At 69.8% G+C, this 17,059-nt stretch carries 27 protein-coding genes; 1 reads left to right on the forward strand and 26 read right to left on the reverse strand.

Annotated features, from left to right (window positions below; all coding sequences use genetic code 11):
- Positions 1-3: 3 nt before the first annotated feature.
- From HII36_RS29745 to HII36_RS29800, 12 genes are all read right to left on the reverse strand, one after another.
- Positions 4-306 (reverse strand): hypothetical protein, encoded by a 303-nt coding sequence (locus tag HII36_RS29745; protein WP_173526584.1) that lies wholly within the window; start codon positions 304-306, stop codon positions 4-6.
- Positions 306-1,364: a major capsid protein gene (locus HII36_RS29750; RefSeq protein ID WP_173526585.1), complete on the reverse strand. Its 1,059-nt coding sequence runs from the start codon at positions 1,362-1,364 to the stop codon at positions 306-308. The genes HII36_RS29745 and HII36_RS29750 overlap by 1 nt, the downstream gene beginning before the upstream one ends.
- A 9-nt stretch (positions 1,365-1,373) precedes the next feature.
- Complete coding sequence (locus tag HII36_RS29755) at positions 1,374-2,120, reverse strand: hypothetical protein (protein WP_173526586.1); 747 nt, start codon at positions 2,118-2,120, stop codon at positions 1,374-1,376.
- 233 nt (positions 2,121-2,353) lie between these two features.
- Positions 2,354-4,606 (reverse strand): phage minor capsid protein, encoded by a 2,253-nt coding sequence (locus HII36_RS29760; protein ID WP_173526587.1) that lies wholly within the window; start codon positions 4,604-4,606, stop codon positions 2,354-2,356.
- A gap of 30 nt (positions 4,607-4,636) precedes the next feature.
- Complete coding sequence (locus tag HII36_RS29765) at positions 4,637-6,229, reverse strand: phage portal protein (RefSeq protein ID WP_173526588.1); 1,593 nt, start codon at positions 6,227-6,229, stop codon at positions 4,637-4,639.
- A gap of 29 nt (positions 6,230-6,258) precedes the next feature.
- Positions 6,259-6,408 (reverse strand): hypothetical protein, encoded by a 150-nt coding sequence (locus HII36_RS29770; protein ID WP_173526589.1) that lies wholly within the window; start codon positions 6,406-6,408, stop codon positions 6,259-6,261.
- Between the two features lie 8 nt (positions 6,409-6,416).
- Positions 6,417-6,701, reverse strand: a complete 285-nt coding sequence (locus HII36_RS29775) for a hypothetical protein (protein ID WP_173526590.1) — start codon at positions 6,699-6,701, stop codon at positions 6,417-6,419.
- Positions 6,698-6,922: a hypothetical protein gene (locus tag HII36_RS29780; protein ID WP_173526591.1), complete on the reverse strand. Its 225-nt coding sequence runs from the start codon at positions 6,920-6,922 to the stop codon at positions 6,698-6,700. Before HII36_RS29780 ends, HII36_RS29775 begins: the two co-directional genes overlap by 4 nt.
- A complete protein-coding gene (locus HII36_RS55930; protein ID WP_217370134.1) occupies positions 6,922-7,749 on the reverse strand; it encodes a RyR domain-containing protein in 828 nt (275 codons plus the stop codon). The genes HII36_RS29780 and HII36_RS55930 overlap by 1 nt, the downstream gene beginning before the upstream one ends.
- Positions 7,746-7,967 carry an Acb2/Tad1 domain-containing protein gene (locus HII36_RS29790; RefSeq protein WP_173526592.1) on the reverse strand — a complete coding sequence of 74 codons (222 nt, stop codon included), beginning with the start codon at positions 7,965-7,967 and terminating at the stop codon, positions 7,746-7,748. Before HII36_RS29790 ends, HII36_RS55930 begins: the two co-directional genes overlap by 4 nt.
- Complete coding sequence (locus tag HII36_RS29795; RefSeq protein WP_173526593.1) at positions 7,964-9,244, reverse strand: PBSX family phage terminase large subunit; 1,281 nt, start codon at positions 9,242-9,244, stop codon at positions 7,964-7,966. Before HII36_RS29795 ends, HII36_RS29790 begins: the two co-directional genes overlap by 4 nt.
- The gene (locus tag HII36_RS29800) at positions 9,237-9,773 is read right to left on the reverse strand and encodes a helix-turn-helix domain-containing protein (RefSeq protein ID WP_173526594.1); all 537 of its coding nucleotides are present in this window, start codon (positions 9,771-9,773) and stop codon (positions 9,237-9,239) included. The genes HII36_RS29795 and HII36_RS29800 overlap by 8 nt, the downstream gene beginning before the upstream one ends.
- A 435-nt stretch (positions 9,774-10,208) precedes the next feature.
- Here HII36_RS29800 and HII36_RS29805 point away from each other — a divergent pair, with 435 nt between their 5' ends.
- Complete coding sequence (locus tag HII36_RS29805; RefSeq protein WP_173526561.1) at positions 10,209-10,625, forward strand: hypothetical protein; 417 nt, start codon at positions 10,209-10,211, stop codon at positions 10,623-10,625.
- 472 nt (positions 10,626-11,097) lie between these two features.
- Here HII36_RS29805 and HII36_RS29810 read toward each other — a convergent pair whose 3' ends face one another.
- The 14 genes from HII36_RS29810 to HII36_RS29875 form a co-directional block, all read right to left on the reverse strand.
- Positions 11,098-11,424, reverse strand: a complete 327-nt coding sequence (locus tag HII36_RS29810) for a hypothetical protein (RefSeq protein ID WP_173526595.1) — start codon at positions 11,422-11,424, stop codon at positions 11,098-11,100.
- On the reverse strand, positions 11,421-11,705 hold the full coding sequence (locus tag HII36_RS29815) for a hypothetical protein (protein WP_173526596.1): 285 nt from the start codon (positions 11,703-11,705) through the stop codon (positions 11,421-11,423). Before HII36_RS29815 ends, HII36_RS29810 begins: the two co-directional genes overlap by 4 nt.
- Positions 11,706-11,749: 44 nt before the next feature.
- Positions 11,750-12,139, reverse strand: a complete 390-nt coding sequence (locus HII36_RS29820) for a hypothetical protein (RefSeq protein ID WP_173526597.1) — start codon at positions 12,137-12,139, stop codon at positions 11,750-11,752.
- An 8-nt stretch (positions 12,140-12,147) separates the two neighbouring features.
- Complete coding sequence (locus HII36_RS29825; protein WP_173526598.1) at positions 12,148-12,471, reverse strand: hypothetical protein; 324 nt, start codon at positions 12,469-12,471, stop codon at positions 12,148-12,150.
- On the reverse strand, positions 12,468-12,743 hold the full coding sequence (locus tag HII36_RS29830) for a hypothetical protein (protein ID WP_173526599.1): 276 nt from the start codon (positions 12,741-12,743) through the stop codon (positions 12,468-12,470). Before HII36_RS29830 ends, HII36_RS29825 begins: the two co-directional genes overlap by 4 nt.
- On the reverse strand, positions 12,737-13,396 hold the full coding sequence (locus HII36_RS29835) for a hypothetical protein (protein WP_173526600.1): 660 nt from the start codon (positions 13,394-13,396) through the stop codon (positions 12,737-12,739). The genes HII36_RS29830 and HII36_RS29835 overlap by 7 nt, the downstream gene beginning before the upstream one ends.
- Before the next feature lie 122 nt (positions 13,397-13,518).
- Positions 13,519-13,734 carry a hypothetical protein gene (locus HII36_RS29840; protein WP_173526601.1) on the reverse strand — a complete coding sequence of 72 codons (216 nt, stop codon included), beginning with the start codon at positions 13,732-13,734 and terminating at the stop codon, positions 13,519-13,521.
- Positions 13,731-14,096, reverse strand: a complete 366-nt coding sequence (locus tag HII36_RS29845; RefSeq protein ID WP_173526602.1) for a hypothetical protein — start codon at positions 14,094-14,096, stop codon at positions 13,731-13,733. Before HII36_RS29845 ends, HII36_RS29840 begins: the two co-directional genes overlap by 4 nt.
- Entirely contained in the window at positions 14,096-14,671 is a 576-nt protein-coding gene (locus HII36_RS58800) for a 3'-5' exoribonuclease domain-containing protein (RefSeq protein ID WP_173526603.1), read from the reverse strand. Before HII36_RS58800 ends, HII36_RS29845 begins: the two co-directional genes overlap by 1 nt.
- Positions 14,668-15,414, reverse strand: coding sequence for a hypothetical protein (locus HII36_RS58805; RefSeq protein ID WP_173526604.1), 747 nt, complete (start codon positions 15,412-15,414; stop codon positions 14,668-14,670). Before HII36_RS58805 ends, HII36_RS58800 begins: the two co-directional genes overlap by 4 nt.
- Before the next feature lie 92 nt (positions 15,415-15,506).
- Positions 15,507-15,665 (reverse strand): hypothetical protein, encoded by a 159-nt coding sequence (locus tag HII36_RS29860; RefSeq protein ID WP_173526605.1) that lies wholly within the window; start codon positions 15,663-15,665, stop codon positions 15,507-15,509.
- A gap of 30 nt (positions 15,666-15,695) precedes the next feature.
- A complete protein-coding gene (locus HII36_RS29865; RefSeq protein WP_173526606.1) occupies positions 15,696-16,067 on the reverse strand; it encodes a hypothetical protein in 372 nt (123 codons plus the stop codon).
- Positions 16,064-16,471: a hypothetical protein gene (locus HII36_RS29870; protein ID WP_173526607.1), complete on the reverse strand. Its 408-nt coding sequence runs from the start codon at positions 16,469-16,471 to the stop codon at positions 16,064-16,066. The genes HII36_RS29865 and HII36_RS29870 overlap by 4 nt, the downstream gene beginning before the upstream one ends.
- A gap of 89 nt (positions 16,472-16,560) precedes the next feature.
- On the reverse strand, positions 16,561-17,007 hold the full coding sequence (locus tag HII36_RS29875) for a hypothetical protein (RefSeq protein ID WP_173526608.1): 447 nt from the start codon (positions 17,005-17,007) through the stop codon (positions 16,561-16,563).
- Positions 17,008-17,059: the final 52 nt, after the last annotated feature.

Consider the following 17,059-nt stretch of genomic DNA (forward strand, 5'->3'; position numbering starts at 1 on the left):
CTCCTATCGGGCCTTGCGGCTGGTGCTGGCCGGGGTGGCGGCGGGCTGCGCGGGCTTGGTCTCCTCGCCTCCGCCGTCACCCTCGTCGCCGCCGCCGTCGCCGTCAGCCGGCTTCTCGGCCGGCTTCTCGGGCTCCTCGACCGCGGTCTCCTCGATGACCTCGATGTCGTAGCCCTTGCGCCGGAAGTAGTCGAGCGCCGTACCGGCCTCGTCCTCTGCGACCCGGGCAACACCCTTGTGGAAGCCGACGCCGCCCACGCTGCCGTGGTAGTCCTGCGACGGCGCGGTGATCTTGTAGTAGCGCATCAGGCAGCCACCTTCACGTTCCTCAGGACCCCGCACGCCTTGGTGTTGCGGAGCACGACAGCGCCGGGGCCGACCTCGATCTCTCCGGTCTTGACCGCACCCGCGGTGGAGAAGTCCGGCAGCCACGACCGGACGAACTGGCGGCCCGCCATGGCCGCGCCGTGGAACGAGTCGAGCCCGAACGTCACGGCGTACAGGTCGGTGAGGCCGGTGATGTTGCCGCCAGCGCCAGCGCCGTCCGGGTCACGGGTCTCGATCGGGACGATCGGCCCCGCCCCGGTCGCGTTGTCGCCGGCGTCGATGAGCACCCAGTCGCCGTACCGCTCGATCTGACGGCCCAGGTCGTCCTTCTCCGACGTGTAGATCGCCGCCCACCGGGCCAGCGCCCTCAGACGGGCGATGCTCTTGGTGTTGCCGATGATGGCCTTGACCCCGGGCGGCAGCGCGCCAGGGGCGCCGAGGTCACCCGAGCCGGTCTTGCTCGGGACGATCGAGGACAGCCACTCGTCGACCATGTCGAGCCGCTGGTTGGCCTTGACCTGGCTGTCCACCGTGGCCACGGTCCAGTCGGTGTACTTGGTCGCGTCCGCCGGGATGTACTCGGTCGAGCTGCCGACCAGCAGCTTGTCCAGGCCGTCGAAACCGTTGACGTCCACGGCGGTGTCGCCGTTGATCATGGCGTCGGTCAGCTTGGTCATGGTGCCGACCAGGAGCTGCTGCATCTGGAATGCGACCTCGGCGGTCTGCGCCGGGCCGAGCCCGTCGAGCACCCGGTCAACCTCGAAGCTCCCGCCGAGGGGCTTGAGGCTCACGGTCTTGTGCTCGCGCTCGGCCACGCCGGGCGTGTACTCCGCGTTGATCGCGCGGAACGCGCCCGCCCTGGCGGTCTTGAGCAGGGTGTAGCCGTACACCAGAGAGGCACCGCCGGTGCCGGGGGTGACGGTGTCGTCCCACACGATCTGGTCGGCCACCCACGAGTACCGACGAAGATTGTCGATCACCTCGTGAGTGATGTCGTCACGCGCGTTGACCTGCGCCTGAGCAAGGGTAACGGGCACGATGCCCTCCTATCGGTAGTGTTTGCTGATGGCCCCGGCCAGGCCGCCGGCGGGGCGCTTGCTGCCGCCGCTCGGGGCGCCGGGGATCTCGCCGCCCGACCTGGACGGCTTGGGCTTGGGCTCCTCGGCCAGCGCGGCGCCGAGCTTGGGATTGGCCTTGACGGCGGTCTGGATCGCGTCGGCCACGGCCTTGTCGAACCCGTCGTCGGACGGGTCGAGAGCGTCGAGGGCCCTGAGGAAGCCTCGGCTGTCGAGCAGCGCATCAGCGTCGCCGCCGTTCTTGGCGGCGGCCTTGTACACGGCCAGTTCGACGGTCTTGGCCCGGAGCGCGCCCTCGGTGCTGCCGAGCTTGGTCGTGAGCTGCTCGGCGACCGCCTTGGGGTCCTCGTCCTTGGACTTGAGGCCGAGGGCCTCCGCGACCTTGTCGAGCAGCGCCTTGCCGTCCGCAGCGGCCTTGTCCGCCGCCTGCTTGTTGGCCTTGGCGCGGGTCTCCTGCTCGCGGGCCTTGCGCTTCCAGAACTCCAGGTCGTCGCCGGGCTTGGACTTGCCGGTGTCCGGCTTGTCACCGGTCTCGTCGGGCTTGTCCTGCGCGTCGTCGGGCTTGCCGTCGTCAGCGGTCGAGTCCGTTGCGGTCTCGTCCGTCTGCGTGGTGTCGTCCTCGCCCGAGCCGCCGGCGATGAGGCGGATCGGCCGGCCGTCCTTGCGGTAGCCGATGATGGCGCCGGGCACGGTGATGACTGGAGTGTCGAGCAGCATGCGTGTCTCCCGTTTCGGGATGGGTGTGGTGGGTTGCCCGTTGCGGGCAGGGGCGCCGCCCGTTGCGGGCGGAAGATCAGGTGGGGGCGTTCGAGCGCAGGCGGGAACGCTCCAGGGCCGCCACAGACGCCCCAGGAGGGTGCGGGCGGCACAGATACCTCACTGGTGCGCGAAAGGTGCGCACGGGGCCGCACAGGCGCGGACGGCGGCAGCGTGCGCTCCTGCGCGAGGTGTCAGATCGGGCCGCGAAGATCAGGAGGCAGCAGGTCCAACGCGCTGCCCTGCTGCGGCGGGCTGACGTCACCGACCGCGCCGCCCTCGGGGCCGCGCTTGCCAGGCGTGTTCCCGCCGCCGATCTGCTCGCGGTACGGCAGCCGTTTGAGCGTCGGGTTGGCTGCGAGGTGGTCGCGCATGATCTGCTGCCACGCGCGCACCCGCTCGGCCGCGGCCTGCTGCGCGTCCGGGGTCAAGGCCGCCGCCACGCGTTCCTTGTACTTGCGGATCTCCCGCTCGATCGCGCGCTGCCGGACGCGAGCCGCGTTGCCCTTGGGGTCGGCCGTGTTCGTCGGCAGCTTGGTCACACCAGGCAGATATGCCGAGATGCTGTGGCGGCAGTTCGGGTGGTGGAGACCGCGCGCTCGGGCCTCGTCCAGGGTGGCGACCACGTCGACTTCGATGAAGACGTCGTCCTCGATCATGTGCTCAAACTTGATCTTCCCCGAACGGGCATCAGGGCCAATCGATAGAACTTTGCCCTCGAACGGCCTACAATTGTGCGTAACGATGCCGTTCGCGATAAACCAGGCCGGTTCAGTCGAAAGGTCCCAGACGTGCCCCGAGTAATGACGGACGTCGACATTGACAATCTCGTCCAGCGCTACCGTGCCGGCGAGACGATTAAGCAGCTCATGGCCGCCTTCCACATCGGCCATCGGAAGGTCGTCACCCATCTCGCCTCGCGTGGAGTCGAGGTAGCCACGAATGGCCAGCGCACCCGCAAACTCAGCGACGAGCAGGCCGCCGACCTTGTCACCCGCTACCAGAACGGGGAGACCATCACGGACCTCGGCATCGCCTATGAAGTCAGCGACCGCGCTGTCACCGACTACCTGCGACGAGCAGGCGTCCAGGCCAGGCCCAAGCACAACGGCATCGTCCGCTACATGGCCGAACTGACCCATCACGAGCGCTCCACCATGGCCAGGGAGACCATGCTCAAGCGCTGGCGCGATGCCACTCCCGAACAGCGCGCCCAGATGCTCGACCCCATGCACGAGGCCAACACCGGCAGGCCCCGGCCCAGCGAGGTACGCGAGGCCATCGCTCTGGCCAAAGAGCGTCGAGCGGGCTCCGATTCGATCTATGAGGCTCAGGTCGCGCACTGGCTCACAGAGCGCGGCGCCGTCTTCCGGCAGCAGGCCCTCATTGGGGAACACTGCGCGGATTTCGCGATAGGCAATGTTGCGGTCGAGATCACGACGGGTTGGGCCCGCAAGAAGGAGTGGAGCCCGCGTTTTGCCCGCTTCTTCAATGAGGGTTGGCACCTGTACGTCATCTGGCATGACACCCGGGTACCGCTGCTCTCCGTTGTGGCTGATGACTTGGTCGCCTGGCTGAAGATCCTTGAGAGCGCGCCACCCGGCGGCGGTGAGCACCGGGTGATCTGGCGTTCCCGTCAGATTCTTTCCGCTGGCCGTCGTGATGCTGATTACGTCGCCGGTGTACTCCGATCGAGTACGCCACGTGGGTACTGGCCCCTCTACGACGGTGCCGGGGACGAGACATAGGCGGCACTCTTGTACGACGTCCTGGACGTACACGAGCTCTAGGCCGACCTCGGCCAGGCGGTGGTTCTGGGCCTCGACGGCCGCCCGCTTGACGTTGGTGCGGGTCACCATCTCCGCGTACGAGCTCAGCCGCCAGCGACGGCCGGCGGAGTCGACAAAATCGGTGATGCCCTTGTCCACCAGCCGCTGCCACACCGCCTGCGCCGCCTGCCTGCGCGTGAACGCCCCGGACGCGATGCGGGCCGCGGATTCGACCTGCACGGCCCGGTAGGCGTCGAGCATGTCGCGCAGGATGTTGCGGCTGACGTGGCCCAGGTCGGTGTGCACGGCTCGGGCGATGGCCTCGATGGTGGCGATGTTCGGCGCGACCTCGGACGCCGCGCGGGCGTCCTGGCCGATCCCCGACCGGGGAAACCAGCCCTCCGGTAGGCCGGTCAGCGCGCCGCCATACCCGGCCGCGTACGCTGCAGCCACCGCCTGACGGATCGCCGGGCCAGCGCTGCTGGACAGCGCAGCGAGGATCGTCTGAGCCGCACGCCGAAGCTTCGCGAGCGCGTCGGCCTTGTCCTGCAGCGGGTTCGCGGCGAGCCCGTCTCGGAGCCGCGCGGTGACCGCGCGGACCGTGGCCAGCTCGACGCGCCGGTACAGGTCGGCGACGGTGGCGGCGATCTGGTCGAGCTGCTGCTCACTGACGGCCACGCCACCACCTCCCTACACCGGCCCGGGCCGTCAGGCCGCGTCCTCGACCGGCTCCTCGTCAGGGTCGCCGGGTTGGATCGTGGCCCCGTCCGGACGGATCGCGAACGGGTCGCCCACGATCGAGCCGCGCTCCTCACGGATGCGCTCGGTTTCCTCGTCGATCTGCGTCTCGTCCCAGTCCGGATGCACGAGAGTCACGAGGACCTTGGTCGAGGCGGCCTCGGCCTGGCGCAGCGCGGCGGCGGTCTGCGCGAGGCTCAGCAGGTCCTCCGAGACGCTGTCGCCGAACATCACGCGAGGCCGCACCGGCTCGATGTCCTCGCGCTCGAAGTGCATCCGCGCGACCTCGGCGAGGTTCTGCAGCCGGGCGCCCAGGAACGGACCCCAGTACTGCGCCTTCTGATCGCGGGTCGTCATGCTCTTGCGTTCGCGTGCCTTGACCTCGGTCGCGGTCACCGCCACGTCGCCGGTCTCACCGAACGTCTGCGACGCGTACCCGGCCATGCTCACGATCCGGTTCTGCAGGTGCTCGATCGCCATCAGGTGGTCAGCCACCCGGATAGCGAACTGGTGCGCCTGCAACTCCATCCGGTCGCTGCCGCCGAGCATCTCGACGGCCTCGTACACCTCGCGGTCGATCCACCCCGCGCCCCGGCCAGGGCCGAGGTCCTCCAGGTACGAGCTGGGCGCGATGAGGCGGCCCTTGCCGATGCGGACGTCCCGCATCAGGCTGGCGTACACCTCGTCGATCGAGTCCATGAACGACTCGACACCCGAGTAATCGGAGCGTCCGAGGTTGGCCGCGGCCGGGAGCGCACGCCAGACCCGGTTCGGCCGGATGTTCGGGCAGTACCCGGCGGTCAAGGACTTGACCTTGGTCTCGATCATGTCGCCGTCCGTCAGCGACTCGGCGATGTCGGCCGTCTCGGGCAGCTCGGTGAGCGGGATCTTGCGGCCGAGGTCGTCGCAGTCGCCTTCGTACAGGCCGTGGAAGATCGCGCCGGGCTCGTGCCGCTCCAGGTGGCGGATGACCCTTTTGCCGTCCTCAGCGACGACGCGCCAGAACGTGACGGCACGCAGCACGTTCCACCGCCACTCGGGGATCGCTGCGTCCGCGTGGACGGCGGACAGCCATGGCCCCTCAGGGCGGATCTCCTCGTCCCACACGGTGCGCAGGTAGACGCCGCCGAGCGCGGCGCACACCTCGGCGGCCTCCAGGAGGTCAGCGCGGATGCCGTTTTCCACGAGTTCGTCGAGCCATGCCTGTGTCGGGGCGTGGTCGACGGCCAGGGTCGGCGGCTCGGAGAACAGGAGCCGGGAGGACACGGCGGCGATGTCGCCGGCCAGCGGCAGGTGGATCTTGGTGCGGCGGTCGCCCTGCGGGGTGGGTTGTCCCCACCACCAGCGGGCGAGCTTGCCGACGACGCCGCCGCGGTACTGGCTGGGCCGGTTGATGATGCGGGCGCGGCTGACGGAGTCGAACGCGTCGGCGTTCTCGCCGCCGTAGTACACGGAGAGCTGGTTAGCGTCGCCGCTGTACCAGGCGGACCACTCGGTCATCTTGTCGAGCACAGGGGCGTGCACAGGGGGCGGCCACTCGCCGCCGCCGTCGGGCAACGGCATGAAAGCTCCCAGGTGGTCAGGGGTGGAGGTCAGGCCCGGTCACGTTGGAGAAGGAGCGCACCCATCGCGAGCCACGTGTCAGCCAGCTCGTTGAGCCGCTCCATCGTGGCGAGGTTCGTCTCACCCTCGGCGTTGCGGAGGACGCGGGCGGCGTTTTCGATCGCCTCGTCAGGAGACACCAGGCTCCTCACAGGAAGTAGGTGGTTTGCGCCTCGGCCCACGCGATCGAGCGCTGCCCGTAGTGGGCGCGGACGGCGGCGAGCGCCTGCTTGAGCTGGGCGACGCCGGCCTCGGCCACGCGGAACGCCACGACGGCGGACGGCAGGTCAGCAGGTTCGGACAGCCAGCGGCCGTGCACGCGTTCGGCGTGGGTCTCGATGGTGCGGAGGGCGGCCTCGACGTACTCAGCGAACCCGGACACGGAGAGGCGCCCGTCGGGGTCGCCGAGCACCACGTACACGGTGGCCATCATGGGCTGGCCGACCCGTTCTCGGTATTCTCCAGTTCGTCAGCCGCTGCGCGCAGCATGGCCGCCGTCTGGCGGTTCAGCGCGTCCAGGTCGAGGATGGCCGGGGATGCACCGAACTCGTCGGGTGACCCTGCGGTGATGAGCGGGATCGTGATCGTGCCGACCTGCCGTTCGAGGCCGGTGCCGATGCGCATGTACACGGGCATGGTGGCGTTCAGGGCCATCAGGACACGGCCTTGACGATCGCGGCGAACAGCACGTCCTTGAGCCGCTGCTCAGGCGGTAGATCCGCGTACGGGACCAGGCATGGATGCGTCTTGTCCTCATCGTCCTTGAAGACGCCGTACGTCCAGCCCTCGGCGCGCTTCCGCTCGGCCCACGCCTCGTGCAGCTCCTCGGGCGTCGCCCCCCGCTGGGCAACCTCAACGCCCGCGACTGCGGAGTCCCGCTGCCAGCCGGGGGCGTACTCCCAGTGCTCCGATGGGTCAGGGTCGCCAGTCGCGAGTTGGAGGGCGCGGTTGGCCTCGTGGCAGATGCGGGCCGCGTCTGCGGGCTCCAGCTTGACCGGCTGTTCGAGCCGAGGCCGGCCCAGCGCGGCGGCCACGTCTGCGGCGATCTTCTCAGGGTCCGCGTTGGCGGGCACGCCCGAGATGTTGACGACCGGGCCGCGCTCCTCCTCAGGGACCGGGTTGCTCACGCGCTCGCTGCGGTAACCCTCAGGCGGTGCATCCCGGTAGACCGGCCTGCGGTCGTCTTCGAGGATCGACACGGCCAGCTCCAGCCCGTTGTACAGGCCACGGTGGTAATCGCTGTGGTCCCAGTTGCCGGACCGGCCCTGGATGTCGCGGACCTCACGGACCTTCACGACCAGGTCTTCCGGGCCTGTCCGCAGGGGCTCGACGGTCTGGGGCGCGTTGACGAGCACATCGTGCAACCGCATCCACGCCTCGGAGATCGCGATCCGGTTCCGCACGGTCTCACTGTGCAGCGGATCATCGGCAGCGAGTTCGAGCAAGTCGGCGGCACGCTCGGCCGCGATCTCCGGAGTCACGCCTGGCCCTGGCGAGCGATGGCCGCGTTCGCCCAGAACATGGCCGTCTCGATGTGCGTGACCGCGAGAGACTTCTCCCGCCCATCGGGCAGGGTCTCGTTGAGCGTGGTCGCCAGCGACAGGCACTCGTCGCGCACGTACTCGTGATCGCGCTGCCGCTGCTTGGTCGTGGCCGGGTGGAAGCGGAACCGGTTCTCAAGCTCGTCCGGGTTCATCATGCTGCGATCTCCAATCGGGCGCGTGCGATCTTCGACCGCCACGCGGAACGGGTGGTGTAAACGCCGTACCTCAAGGCGTCCAGGCCGTGGTCAGCGACCTTGACCGGCTGATCGTCACCGCGCTCGGCCGCTTTCTCGTCCCACGAGTAGCCCGGGAACTCCTCGATCAGCCCGACACAGGACTCATGCACGTACAGGCCGCGCGTCGCCAGCAGCGAGGCCACCATCTGAATGCCGGGAATCACGTCGTTCTCGCCGACCACCGACCGGATGCCCTGATCCTTGAGCTCGATCCGGAACCCTGCCGCGGACGGGTCGACGACGGTGTACCGGGGCGCGATCCCCTTGAGGTCCGTGCCGGGCACAGACGCCTCGGCCAACCAGGTCTTGAGCCGCCTGGCGTACTCCACATTGGAGAGCTGGCGGCGGCCGATCTTGCTGTCGTAGCGCCACTCGTGCGTGACGTACAGCGCGCCGTCGCCGATGCCGAGCAGCGCGGCGTGCAGCGGGTTCGTCGTGCCGTGGTCGATGCCGAGCGCCACCCACGAGTCGATCCGGGGCAGCTCAGAGACGACGTGCACGTCGGGGTCCCACGCGTCGTACACGGCGCCTTGTGCGAGGCACCACTCTCCGAGGATGAAACGCCGGTACCAGAGGCCCGTGTACTGGGCTTTCAGCCGGTCCACGTAGTCGTCGGGCAGGCTCGGGTTGTCGTCGAGGGTGAAGTGCCAGTGCCGCATGCCGACGTCGCCGGCGCGGCTCATGAACTCGCGGCGGAGCCAGTGCGCTGGCCCGTCCGGGTTGGTCGTGGCCAGCAGCCGGGCGCCCGCCACGCGCAACCTGGATAGGAGCATCATCCAGAACGCGTGCGGGAGTAGCGTCGCCTCGTCGACGTACGCCAGGGCGATGGTCGCGCCTCGGATACGGCCCTCTGCGAGGGAGTCGGACGCGCCGACGAGGTGTACCTTGCGGCCGAGGATGATGGCGGTCGTCGCGCCGTTGGTGTGGTGGATCTGCTTGGCCAGCGGCCCGAACAGCGACGTGCTCTGTAGGGGGTCGATCAGGTTCCGCTCGATCGTCTGCAGCGTCCTGCCGACGACGACGATCAACCCGGTGTCGGGCGCCGCCGCCACGGCCATCAGGAACGCCAGCAGACTGGCGATCGTCTTCCCGCTGGACACCGCCCCGGACCACAACGCGATCTGGGGCGTGTCCAGGCTGCCAACGATGCTCTTGATCTGCTTGGGCGACAGGACCGCGGTGACCGCGTCAAGCATCGCCCGAGCCGTCGTCGGGGTCGGCCGCGGGCTCGTCGTCGGGGAGCTGCTGCGCGATGGCGCGGAGGCCGTCGGCGAGCGCGCCGAGCATGGAGCGTGCGCCCTCTGCGCCCTGGTCGGAGTCGATCGACTCCAGCTTCGTGGCCGAGGTGGTCGCTGCGCTGATCGATTGCAGCAGCGCCTTGACCTCCTGGGCGGGCGGCTCGGGCACGGTGACGGTTTCGACGCCGGCCACGGTGGTGGTCGTCCACGCGTACTCGTCGGCTTCGAGCCGGTCGAGGAGCGCTTCGACTTGGCCGTACAGGCGGGCGACGATGGCGACGCGGCGGGCCTTGTTGTCGGCGCTCGCGGCGGCGGTGGCGGCTGCGGTGTGCGCCGACCGGTCCCACGTGAGGCCCTCGCGGGCGGCGATGGTGGAGATGGTGGAGTGGGCGCGGCCGAGGGTGCGCGCGACCTCTCGGAGGGTGGCGCCCTGCTCGTTCATGAGCCGGATTTGGGCGATCTCGTCGGCGCTGACGGGGGTGTTCACGGGCCTCCCCTCTCGTCCGCCGGACTGATACCTTGTTGCATAAGCAGACAAGGATTAGGAAGGTGGTGCGGCGTGGCCGCCAAGAGCAAGGAGCCGGCGCGACCGGTTCGGTATGTGGGCATGGCCACGGTCGGCCGGTGGATCGGCGTTTCCGGGCAAACCATCGCGGTCTACCGGAAGAGGTACGAGGAGTCGGAGCATCCGTGCCCGACTCCGGATGGGGTGATCGTCGAGGAGCGTGAGACGCCGGGGTGGCTTCCGGAGCGGGAGGAGGAGTGGCGGGCGTGGGCGTCGAATCGTCCGGGGCAAGGTGCTGGGGGTGGCCGGCCGCGCAAGCAGAGCGAGTAGCCCCTGTCTTTGTTGGCTCTATTGACTAGGTTGCCACTCTGGGCATAACCTTGTCACATCAGCCAACAAGGTTTCGAGGGGCTCCACATGCGCACGCTGACCAGCACGACCACCACCGCAACCGCCGTCCGCAACAACCGCGCCACCGTGTACGAGGTCGAGTACGACGGCGCCGTCTACACCCGCGTGGCGTTCGGCGAGTACCTGTTCGCGGTCATCCTCGACACCCCGAACGGGCGCGAGGCCGAGTGGGCCAGGACGTGGGACGAGGCAGTCAGCGCGGCCAAGGGCGGCGAGCTGGTCGCGGTCGTCACCCTCACCCAGCCCAAGTCTGGAGAGCCGATGCACGAGATCATCCCGAGCGGCTGCGCCTGGTGCGGCATCGACAAGCGCGACCACTCCCAGCGCTGGACCGAGGACGCCGGCTGGCACCGGTGGACGGCGCCGGCCGACTGGCAGATCAAGGCGCGGATGGCGGCCCGGCGGGCGTCCGCCAGCTCGTGACCCGCGCGACGCGAGGCCCCTGCCCTCCCGGGTGGGGGCCTTTCTCATGCGCAGACCACGGGGTGCCGCAGCGCAGCACGCTCAGCGGGCGTGGCCGGCACCTGGTGACCGTTGCGTACGCACCAGTCGATCGCGGCGAGGTCCCAGAAATCGACCAGGACGCAGCGACCCCGAGTGCCGAGGCGGCGCACGCCGTACCGGTGGACCCACACGCCGATGGTTGAGCGTGGGGTGGCGAGGCGTTCAGCTGCGTCGGCGAGGGTGACGGGCTCGATCAGGGCCGTTCACCCCCTGAAACGCGAAAAACCCCCGGGCCTGTGGGCTCGGGGGTACAGATCGTCTAGCTTGAGACGTGAGTATTACACCAGGTCAGAGCGTGCGCAAGTAGGCGCGGCGTCGGCGTGGCGGCGGCGGAACCGTCGCACGACCGGGCGATCAAGGGGCGTTCTACACCTGGTAACTGTGACATAGATCACAGCCATGAGAATGGGATTTGATCCAACTCATCCCGCCACGACGCCTCGGCTGGTAGCTGCTCGTCGCAGTCCGGGCACAGCCGCGCCAGCAGCTCCCCCGTCACCACCGACTCGACCGGCACCGGCCGAGGATGCGCACACCGCGCCGGTTGTGGGCTCTCGTGCCGCCACCAGCGCCTGAGCATCTCGAACCCGAACTGCCTGCCGATGACCTGCACATCAGGCGCGGGCTCGGGCTCGATCAGGCCCGACGAGCGCATCGCGGACAGCATGGCGTTGAGCTGGATCCGCGCGGCCTGCACCTCCGCGCGTTCGTCGCTCATGGCCGCCGCGGCTGGTCGAATCCCCAGTCGGCCACGTCGCACGGCGGATCAGGCTCGTCGAAGTGCAACAGGTCGTCGAACGCCTCGACCACGCGGCCCGCCAGGCGCCGCAGGAGCCGCGGCCTGGCCTCGGCGGTGGGCGGCTGGTCGGGCTCGCACGGCGGGAGCGGCCCAGCCAGGTACGGACTGCCGTCGTCGTAGCGGAGGATGACCGAGCAGCGGCCGCACAGCCGGACCGGTCGGCCGCCGTTGAGCTTGCGTGGTCCGTCGACGTGTTCCATGCGGGCAGGATGCCGCTGCCCGCCGACCGCTGGGGGTACGCGGCCTACTCGTCGTCAGGCTCCGACCGCTCGTCGACACGCTCGGGCTGCTCGCCCAGGTACGTCTCGTAGACGTAGGAGAGAATCGACGCGCGCACCGGCCACGACGAGTCCGGCATCAGGTCGTCCTCTGCCGGGCGTCGGATCTCAATCGGGAACGTCCCGTCCGAGGTCCCGAACTGCTGCTCAGGCAGCCAGTCAGGGTGCAGAGGCGCGAACGGGTGGGACACCTCGAACACCTGCCCTGGCCAACGCGGGTCCGTAGCCGAGTAGGACTCGTGCCCGCTGGCCGCGTAGCGTTCGCCGATCTGGTGCGCCCACTCCGAGTACGGCATGGCCTCGCCGTCGAGGGTGCACCACGCTTCGGGCTCAGGACGTGACGGGTGAATGCCCATGCCGTCCATCATCGCCCACGAGCGGCCCGCCGCACAGCGCGACGGCGGACCCGGGCGCGGCGCCGGCGCGCGTACTCCCGCCCGTCGACCTGCAACGGCCGAGGGAACCCGCGCGGGTTGCACACCCAGCAACGGCGCCGGTGCCGCCGGGCCTGGGCAGGGGTGAGCCCCCACCCGAGCCGATGGAACGCCTCACCCAGGAGCCGCGCCTCACGGGCCATCCGCTCGAACACGGGGGCGAACTTGGCGATCATGGCTTGGCGCATCTCCTCGACACGCTCGGCCAGCTCGACCGCCGCCCGGTCGGCGTCGGCCTGCTCCTCGGGGATCACCGCCGCACCTGCCACGTGACGTGCCAGTCGACAGGCCGGCGGTCCACGCGCGCTTTGGCCACCGTGAGGAGCGTCAGCCGGAACCGGTTGGTCTCTTCCTCGCGCCGCATCAGGGCGAGCGCGAGCTTGAGTACCAGCCACGTGGGCACGAGCGGACTCGTGCGGAACTCGGCCGTGAGCACGCCAGGCTGCGGCCACTTGATCTCGTACGTCCAGCAGCGCAGCTCGATGATCCGCCGGGCCAGGCGCTGGACGAGAGGCGCGATCACCACCCACGCTCCATCGCCGACGGCGACACGATCGAGGGCCTCCACTGCTGATGCTCGGGAGCCGGGCGCGGGTCCCCGTCATGCTCCTCGACCACATGCCGGCGTTGCGCGTCCGCCGCTTCCTGCTGGCTGTCCCACGTAGTGCGCCACGCGCACGGCAGCGCCGGACAGTGCACGATCGCGCCCCCGGCCGGTGTATCGACGGCGGGCAGGTCCTCGCGATACACGCCGAGCCCCTCCAGCACGGTGAGCGCCTCCTGAGCCTCGCCGATGAACTCCCTGAGCCGTGCGGCGGCCTTGTACGGGCGTGCCTCGTCGGCCACCTCGACCCGCTCGGGCCACTCACCGATCCGCACCTGCCAGCGCGTCGAGACGCTGCCGTCGCTGGCCAGCGTGTCGTACGGGCCCACGAAGATGTCGAACTCGACGCCGTAGTCCAGAGGCCTGCGCAGCCTGGCCGCGTGGAGCTGCTCCCCGAGGGCGGTCACCTGGTCCAGCCAGTGCTCGACCTCGGCCTCCAGTTGGTCAGCGCGGTCGCGCTCGATGAGGTAGCCGCCAGCGAACTTGACGCGCTCGGTGTGGAGTTCCTCGATCTCGGCGCGGGCGGCGGCGAGGTCCTGGCGGAGCTGCTCGACGTCGGCCGCGGGCGCGGGCACGTCCCCTGCCTCGGCCGCGCACATTCGGCACCGACCAGGGCCAGGGCCAGCGCACTTCCCAATCAGGGCAGGATCGGTCGGCTCGCCAGGGCCGTACCAGTGACCATGCATCGTGTACGGCATCAGGCAGTCCCCCGCTCCCTGTGAAAGCTGCACTGGACGCCCGCGTCGCGCAGGAACCGCGCCAGGACGGGCCAGCGCGTGAACCTCGTCCCGCACTTGCAACAGGTGTAGACGCGCCACCAGCGCGGGATCTCCATGTTCACCGCGACCGCGTAGCAGTCCGGGCAACGGTACGGCTTGTCGCTGTTCCAGCGGTAGACGGACTTCTCCATCACCGGCTCTCCTTCGTGACTGCGCGCAACTCGGCCAGGGCCTGGTCCCACGACTCGAAGCGGATGCCGCGATCGTCGATGTACGCGATGGCCGGCAGCTTGTTCCAGGTCACGAGGAGCACGTCACGCTCGTTCCAGAAGGTGAGCAGGCCGCCGTCGATGCGCGTCTTGAAGCCGTGTTCGCGCAGCCAGATCGACACCTGAATCGGGTTGCGGCTGGTGTGCACGAACACGGCGTAGTCGCGCATGAGAGTGCGCAGGGCGTCGAGCGCGCCGGGCATGGGCGGGTCGTAGATCGTCCCATCGTGCCAGCCCTTCGAGTAGGCGTGGATGACGCCGTCGAAGTCGACCGCGATCGTGGGCATCAGGCATCACCCTTCGCGAGGGTCTCCAGGAACTCGTGCATGACGCGGTTGCGCCGAGCGTCCGCGAGCGCGTTGTGCAGCCCCTCGGCCTGCTCGGGCATGGCCGGGTTGCCGAGCCGCATGCACTCCTGTTTGAGGTCGTTCGTCCACATCGGCACACCGGCGGGCAGGTTGGTCATGCGGCCCCAGAGCTGCGCCAGCGCCACATGGTCGTAGGCCGCGTACCAGGCCCACAGCTCCAGGTCAGGGATGCTCTGGAGGAAGTCACGCACCTCGTTGGCGATCACCCACCGCGGCTTCACCCGCGTGTCCTTCAGGTCGAGCGCCACCTCGAAGTCGACCTTCGCCTTCGCGCTCGCCGGCTGCTTGAGATAGGCGTCCAGCGACGCCCGATTCGCGATCGGCAGCGACGGGACGACGTTCCGCAACAGCCAGTCGTTCCGGCCGAGCATCCCGCGCGGGGTGTCGCTGTTGACCGCGTAGTACTCGCGGCCGTCCTCAGCGACGAGGCCGATCGAGATCAGCTCGATCGAGGTTCCCGTGTCCACAAATTCCGTGTCGTACCAGACCTTCACCGGTCCCCCTTCATGTTCGCTGCCGCGCGCCGAGCTGCTCGCCTGAGGGTGGCGGCGCGCAGCTCGGCCAGCCCCTCGACGTCGTACCGGTGGCCGCACTGGCGGCACCTGGCCCCGGCGAGATGGCCGAGGAAATCCAGCACTTCGATCAGGCCGCGCCACCCGCAGCCGCCGCACGGCACGGAGAGCGGCCGGTCGTCGCCGCCGGACTCGGGCAGCCGAGCGACCGCGCGGCGGCGGACGTCGAGGATCTCCAGCCCCGCACCCGCGCCGTCGAGGTCGACGAGTTCGCCGCCGCGCACCATGGGCGCGGCCTGGAGCGCGAGCAGCGCATCGAGGCGCGGCGCGAGCACGGTCACGGCCTGGGCGATCAGCACGCCGAGCCGCTGACCACGTGACGCCGCGGTGTCGAGCGCCGGCATGCGGGCGACGTCGCGAACCCGCTCCTCCCACGAGACGAGGATCTCGGCCATCTCGCGTTGGCTGGCGTCCGCGTCGAGGTTGATCGGGACGGGCCTGCCTTGGCTGGTCGTGACCCTCACGGCGTCGTAGGCGAAGCCGCCCGACCGGTCCGCCACGAGCAGGTCGGCCATGGCCGCGTACAGGAGCGGCATGCCCTGGATGGCCTGCGCGATCAAGCTGCGGTCGGTGTCGCAGAACGGCCGGTACGAGAGCGCCGGCCCGTCCTTGGTCCGGGCAGCGCAGCGCGTACCGCGGGCGCATGGGTGCATCTCGTCTGCCACGCGCGCAAGCGTGCCGGATCGCGCGGAGGGGTGGGGGTACGCGAGAGGCCCCGGCGAGCAGGTCGCCGGGGCCTCAAGGGTTGGTCAGCGGGTTAGAACGGCGGCTCGGTCGAGTACTCGACAGGCGCCGCGTCCTGGGGCTCAGCCCCGGTTTCCGGGTGCCACGCGTCGGGGTCGGGCTCGGGCTCGTGCTCCATGTCCCGCAGCTCCTGCGTGGTGATGTAGTCGCCGTTGTCCAGCTCGATGATCATCGAGGCTCCTTCGTGGGGGTTGTGTCGGTTCTACCTGATGCCGAGGATCGGGCCGACGTCCCGCAGGAACGTCAGCGCGCCCTCGTGCTCGGCGCGGCGCTGCAGGTCCCCGACCGGCGTGTCAGCCGAGGGGATGCCCTCCCTGATGACCTCCCGCAGCGTGTCCTGGTAGACGGTGCGGAAGCCCTTCATGGTGTCGCCGGTCGCCTCGGCGAGGTCGAGCGCCGCCCGGTAGGGGCGTGCCCGGCCGGCGTTGGCGAGGACGGACGTGACCAGGTCGGCCAGGTCGAAGCTGGGGCCGATGGTGATGCTCTTGGCGAGGCGCTGGCGGGCGTCGTGGTCGCGGCTGATCGCGGTGTGCGCGTACGACATGAGACGCCCGGCGGGGCTGCTGCTGGTCATCGAGGCTCCGTTCCGAAGGAGGATGCGGCGGTGTCGGTGAGCTTCCAGAACGCGGCGTAGGCGAGCACGACCTTGCCTGGCGCTTGCTGGTCCGGAGGGATGGAGTCGTCGGTGGTGAGGCCGCGGCTGTGCCAGGCGGCGCCCGGCTCGGGGTCGATCGCGTTGAGCGCGGCGAGGATCGCGATCTCGGTGTCCTTGTCGTACTCGTTGGTGCCGAGGTCGGTGTTCGGGCCGGGCACGTCGAGCAGGAGCTTCCACAGGGTGAGGCGTTCCAGGCGGCCGGCGCGCTGGGCGGTGGGGCCGAGCTGGTCGGTGGTGACTCGCCAGGCGGTGCCGACGCTGCCGGTGGTGAGGAAGTGGGCGGCGAGGTGGAGGGTGGTGAGGGCGCGCGATGGTCTGGTCATCGAGGCTCCGTTCAAGATCGTTTGTGGTGCGTGCCCGTCCCGGGACTCGCACACCGGGTGTCTGCTGGTCGGGCCGTGGCCTCAGGCGGCTACCTGCGGCGGCGGAAGGCCCGCAGGTCTGCTGACGCTGGCGGGTTGGTGCCGGTGAGGAGGGGCCGGCCGTCCAGGTCCGTCGCTGGCTCGTCACCCGTCCAGCAGGCGCGGCGGCGCCGGTCGACGTGGCTCCCGTCGTGGTTCTCAGGGCGGACGCACACGAACGTGATGTGGTCGTGGGTGCGCCTGGCACCGCACGAAGGTTCGCCCACCTGCGCGGCTGGCAGGCCGAGCCGCTGCAGTTCCGCCTCGACCTGCGGCCACCAGAACACCGGGTTGTGCTTGCCCACCCAGGTGATGACGAGTTCAGCCAGCGACCGGTGCCGGGCTATCCACAGGCTGACCGCCGCCTTGGTGACGCCGGTGCGGCGGGCGATCTCGGCGGCGTGGACGAGGTGCTGGCGCATGGCCTCGTCGGCGCCGGGTGGTGGGGTGAAGGTCATCGTTCCTCGCAGACGTTCAAGATCGTTTAGGGGGAGGGGGTCGGCCCCGGTT

The sequence above is a fragment of the Nonomuraea antri genome (genome assembly GCF_013283785.1).
GTDB lineage: Bacteria > Actinomycetota > Actinomycetes > Streptosporangiales > Streptosporangiaceae > Nonomuraea > Nonomuraea antri.

Coding starts and splice junctions, on each gene's coding strand:
- HII36_RS29745 (WP_173526584.1), bottom strand. CDS start 306: ATGCGCTACTACAAGATCACCGCGCCGTCGCAGGACTACCACGGCAGC.
- HII36_RS29755 (WP_173526586.1), bottom strand. CDS start 2,120: ATGCTGCTCGACACTCCAGTCATCACCGTGCCCGGCGCCATCATCGGC.
- HII36_RS29765 (WP_173526588.1), bottom strand. CDS start 6,229: ATGCCGTTGCCCGACGGCGGCGGCGAGTGGCCGCCCCCTGTGCACGCC.
- HII36_RS29775 (WP_173526590.1), bottom strand. CDS start 6,701: ATGATGGCCACCGTGTACGTGGTGCTCGGCGACCCCGACGGGCGCCTC.
- HII36_RS29780 (WP_173526591.1), bottom strand. CDS start 6,922: ATGGCCCTGAACGCCACCATGCCCGTGTACATGCGCATCGGCACCGGC.
- HII36_RS29790 (WP_173526592.1), bottom strand. CDS start 7,967: ATGATGAACCCGGACGAGCTTGAGAACCGGTTCCGCTTCCACCCGGCC.
- HII36_RS29795 (WP_173526593.1), bottom strand. CDS start 9,244: ATGCTTGACGCGGTCACCGCGGTCCTGTCGCCCAAGCAGATCAAGAGC.
- HII36_RS29805 (WP_173526561.1), top strand. CDS start 10,209: ATGCGCACGCTGACCAGCACGACCACCACCGCAACCGCCGTCCGCAAC.
- HII36_RS29810 (WP_173526595.1), bottom strand. CDS start 11,424: ATGAGCGACGAACGCGCGGAGGTGCAGGCCGCGCGGATCCAGCTCAAC.
- HII36_RS29815 (WP_173526596.1), bottom strand. CDS start 11,705: ATGGAACACGTCGACGGACCACGCAAGCTCAACGGCGGCCGACCGGTC.
- HII36_RS29820 (WP_173526597.1), bottom strand. CDS start 12,139: ATGGGCATTCACCCGTCACGTCCTGAGCCCGAAGCGTGGTGCACCCTC.
- HII36_RS29845 (WP_173526602.1), bottom strand. CDS start 14,096: ATGCCCACGATCGCGGTCGACTTCGACGGCGTCATCCACGCCTACTCG.
- HII36_RS29860 (WP_173526605.1), bottom strand. CDS start 15,665: ATGATCATCGAGCTGGACAACGGCGACTACATCACCACGCAGGAGCTG.
- HII36_RS29865 (WP_173526606.1), bottom strand. CDS start 16,067: ATGACCAGCAGCAGCCCCGCCGGGCGTCTCATGTCGTACGCGCACACC.
- HII36_RS29870 (WP_173526607.1), bottom strand. CDS start 16,471: ATGACCAGACCATCGCGCGCCCTCACCACCCTCCACCTCGCCGCCCAC.
- HII36_RS29875 (WP_173526608.1), bottom strand. CDS start 17,007: ATGACCTTCACCCCACCACCCGGCGCCGACGAGGCCATGCGCCAGCAC.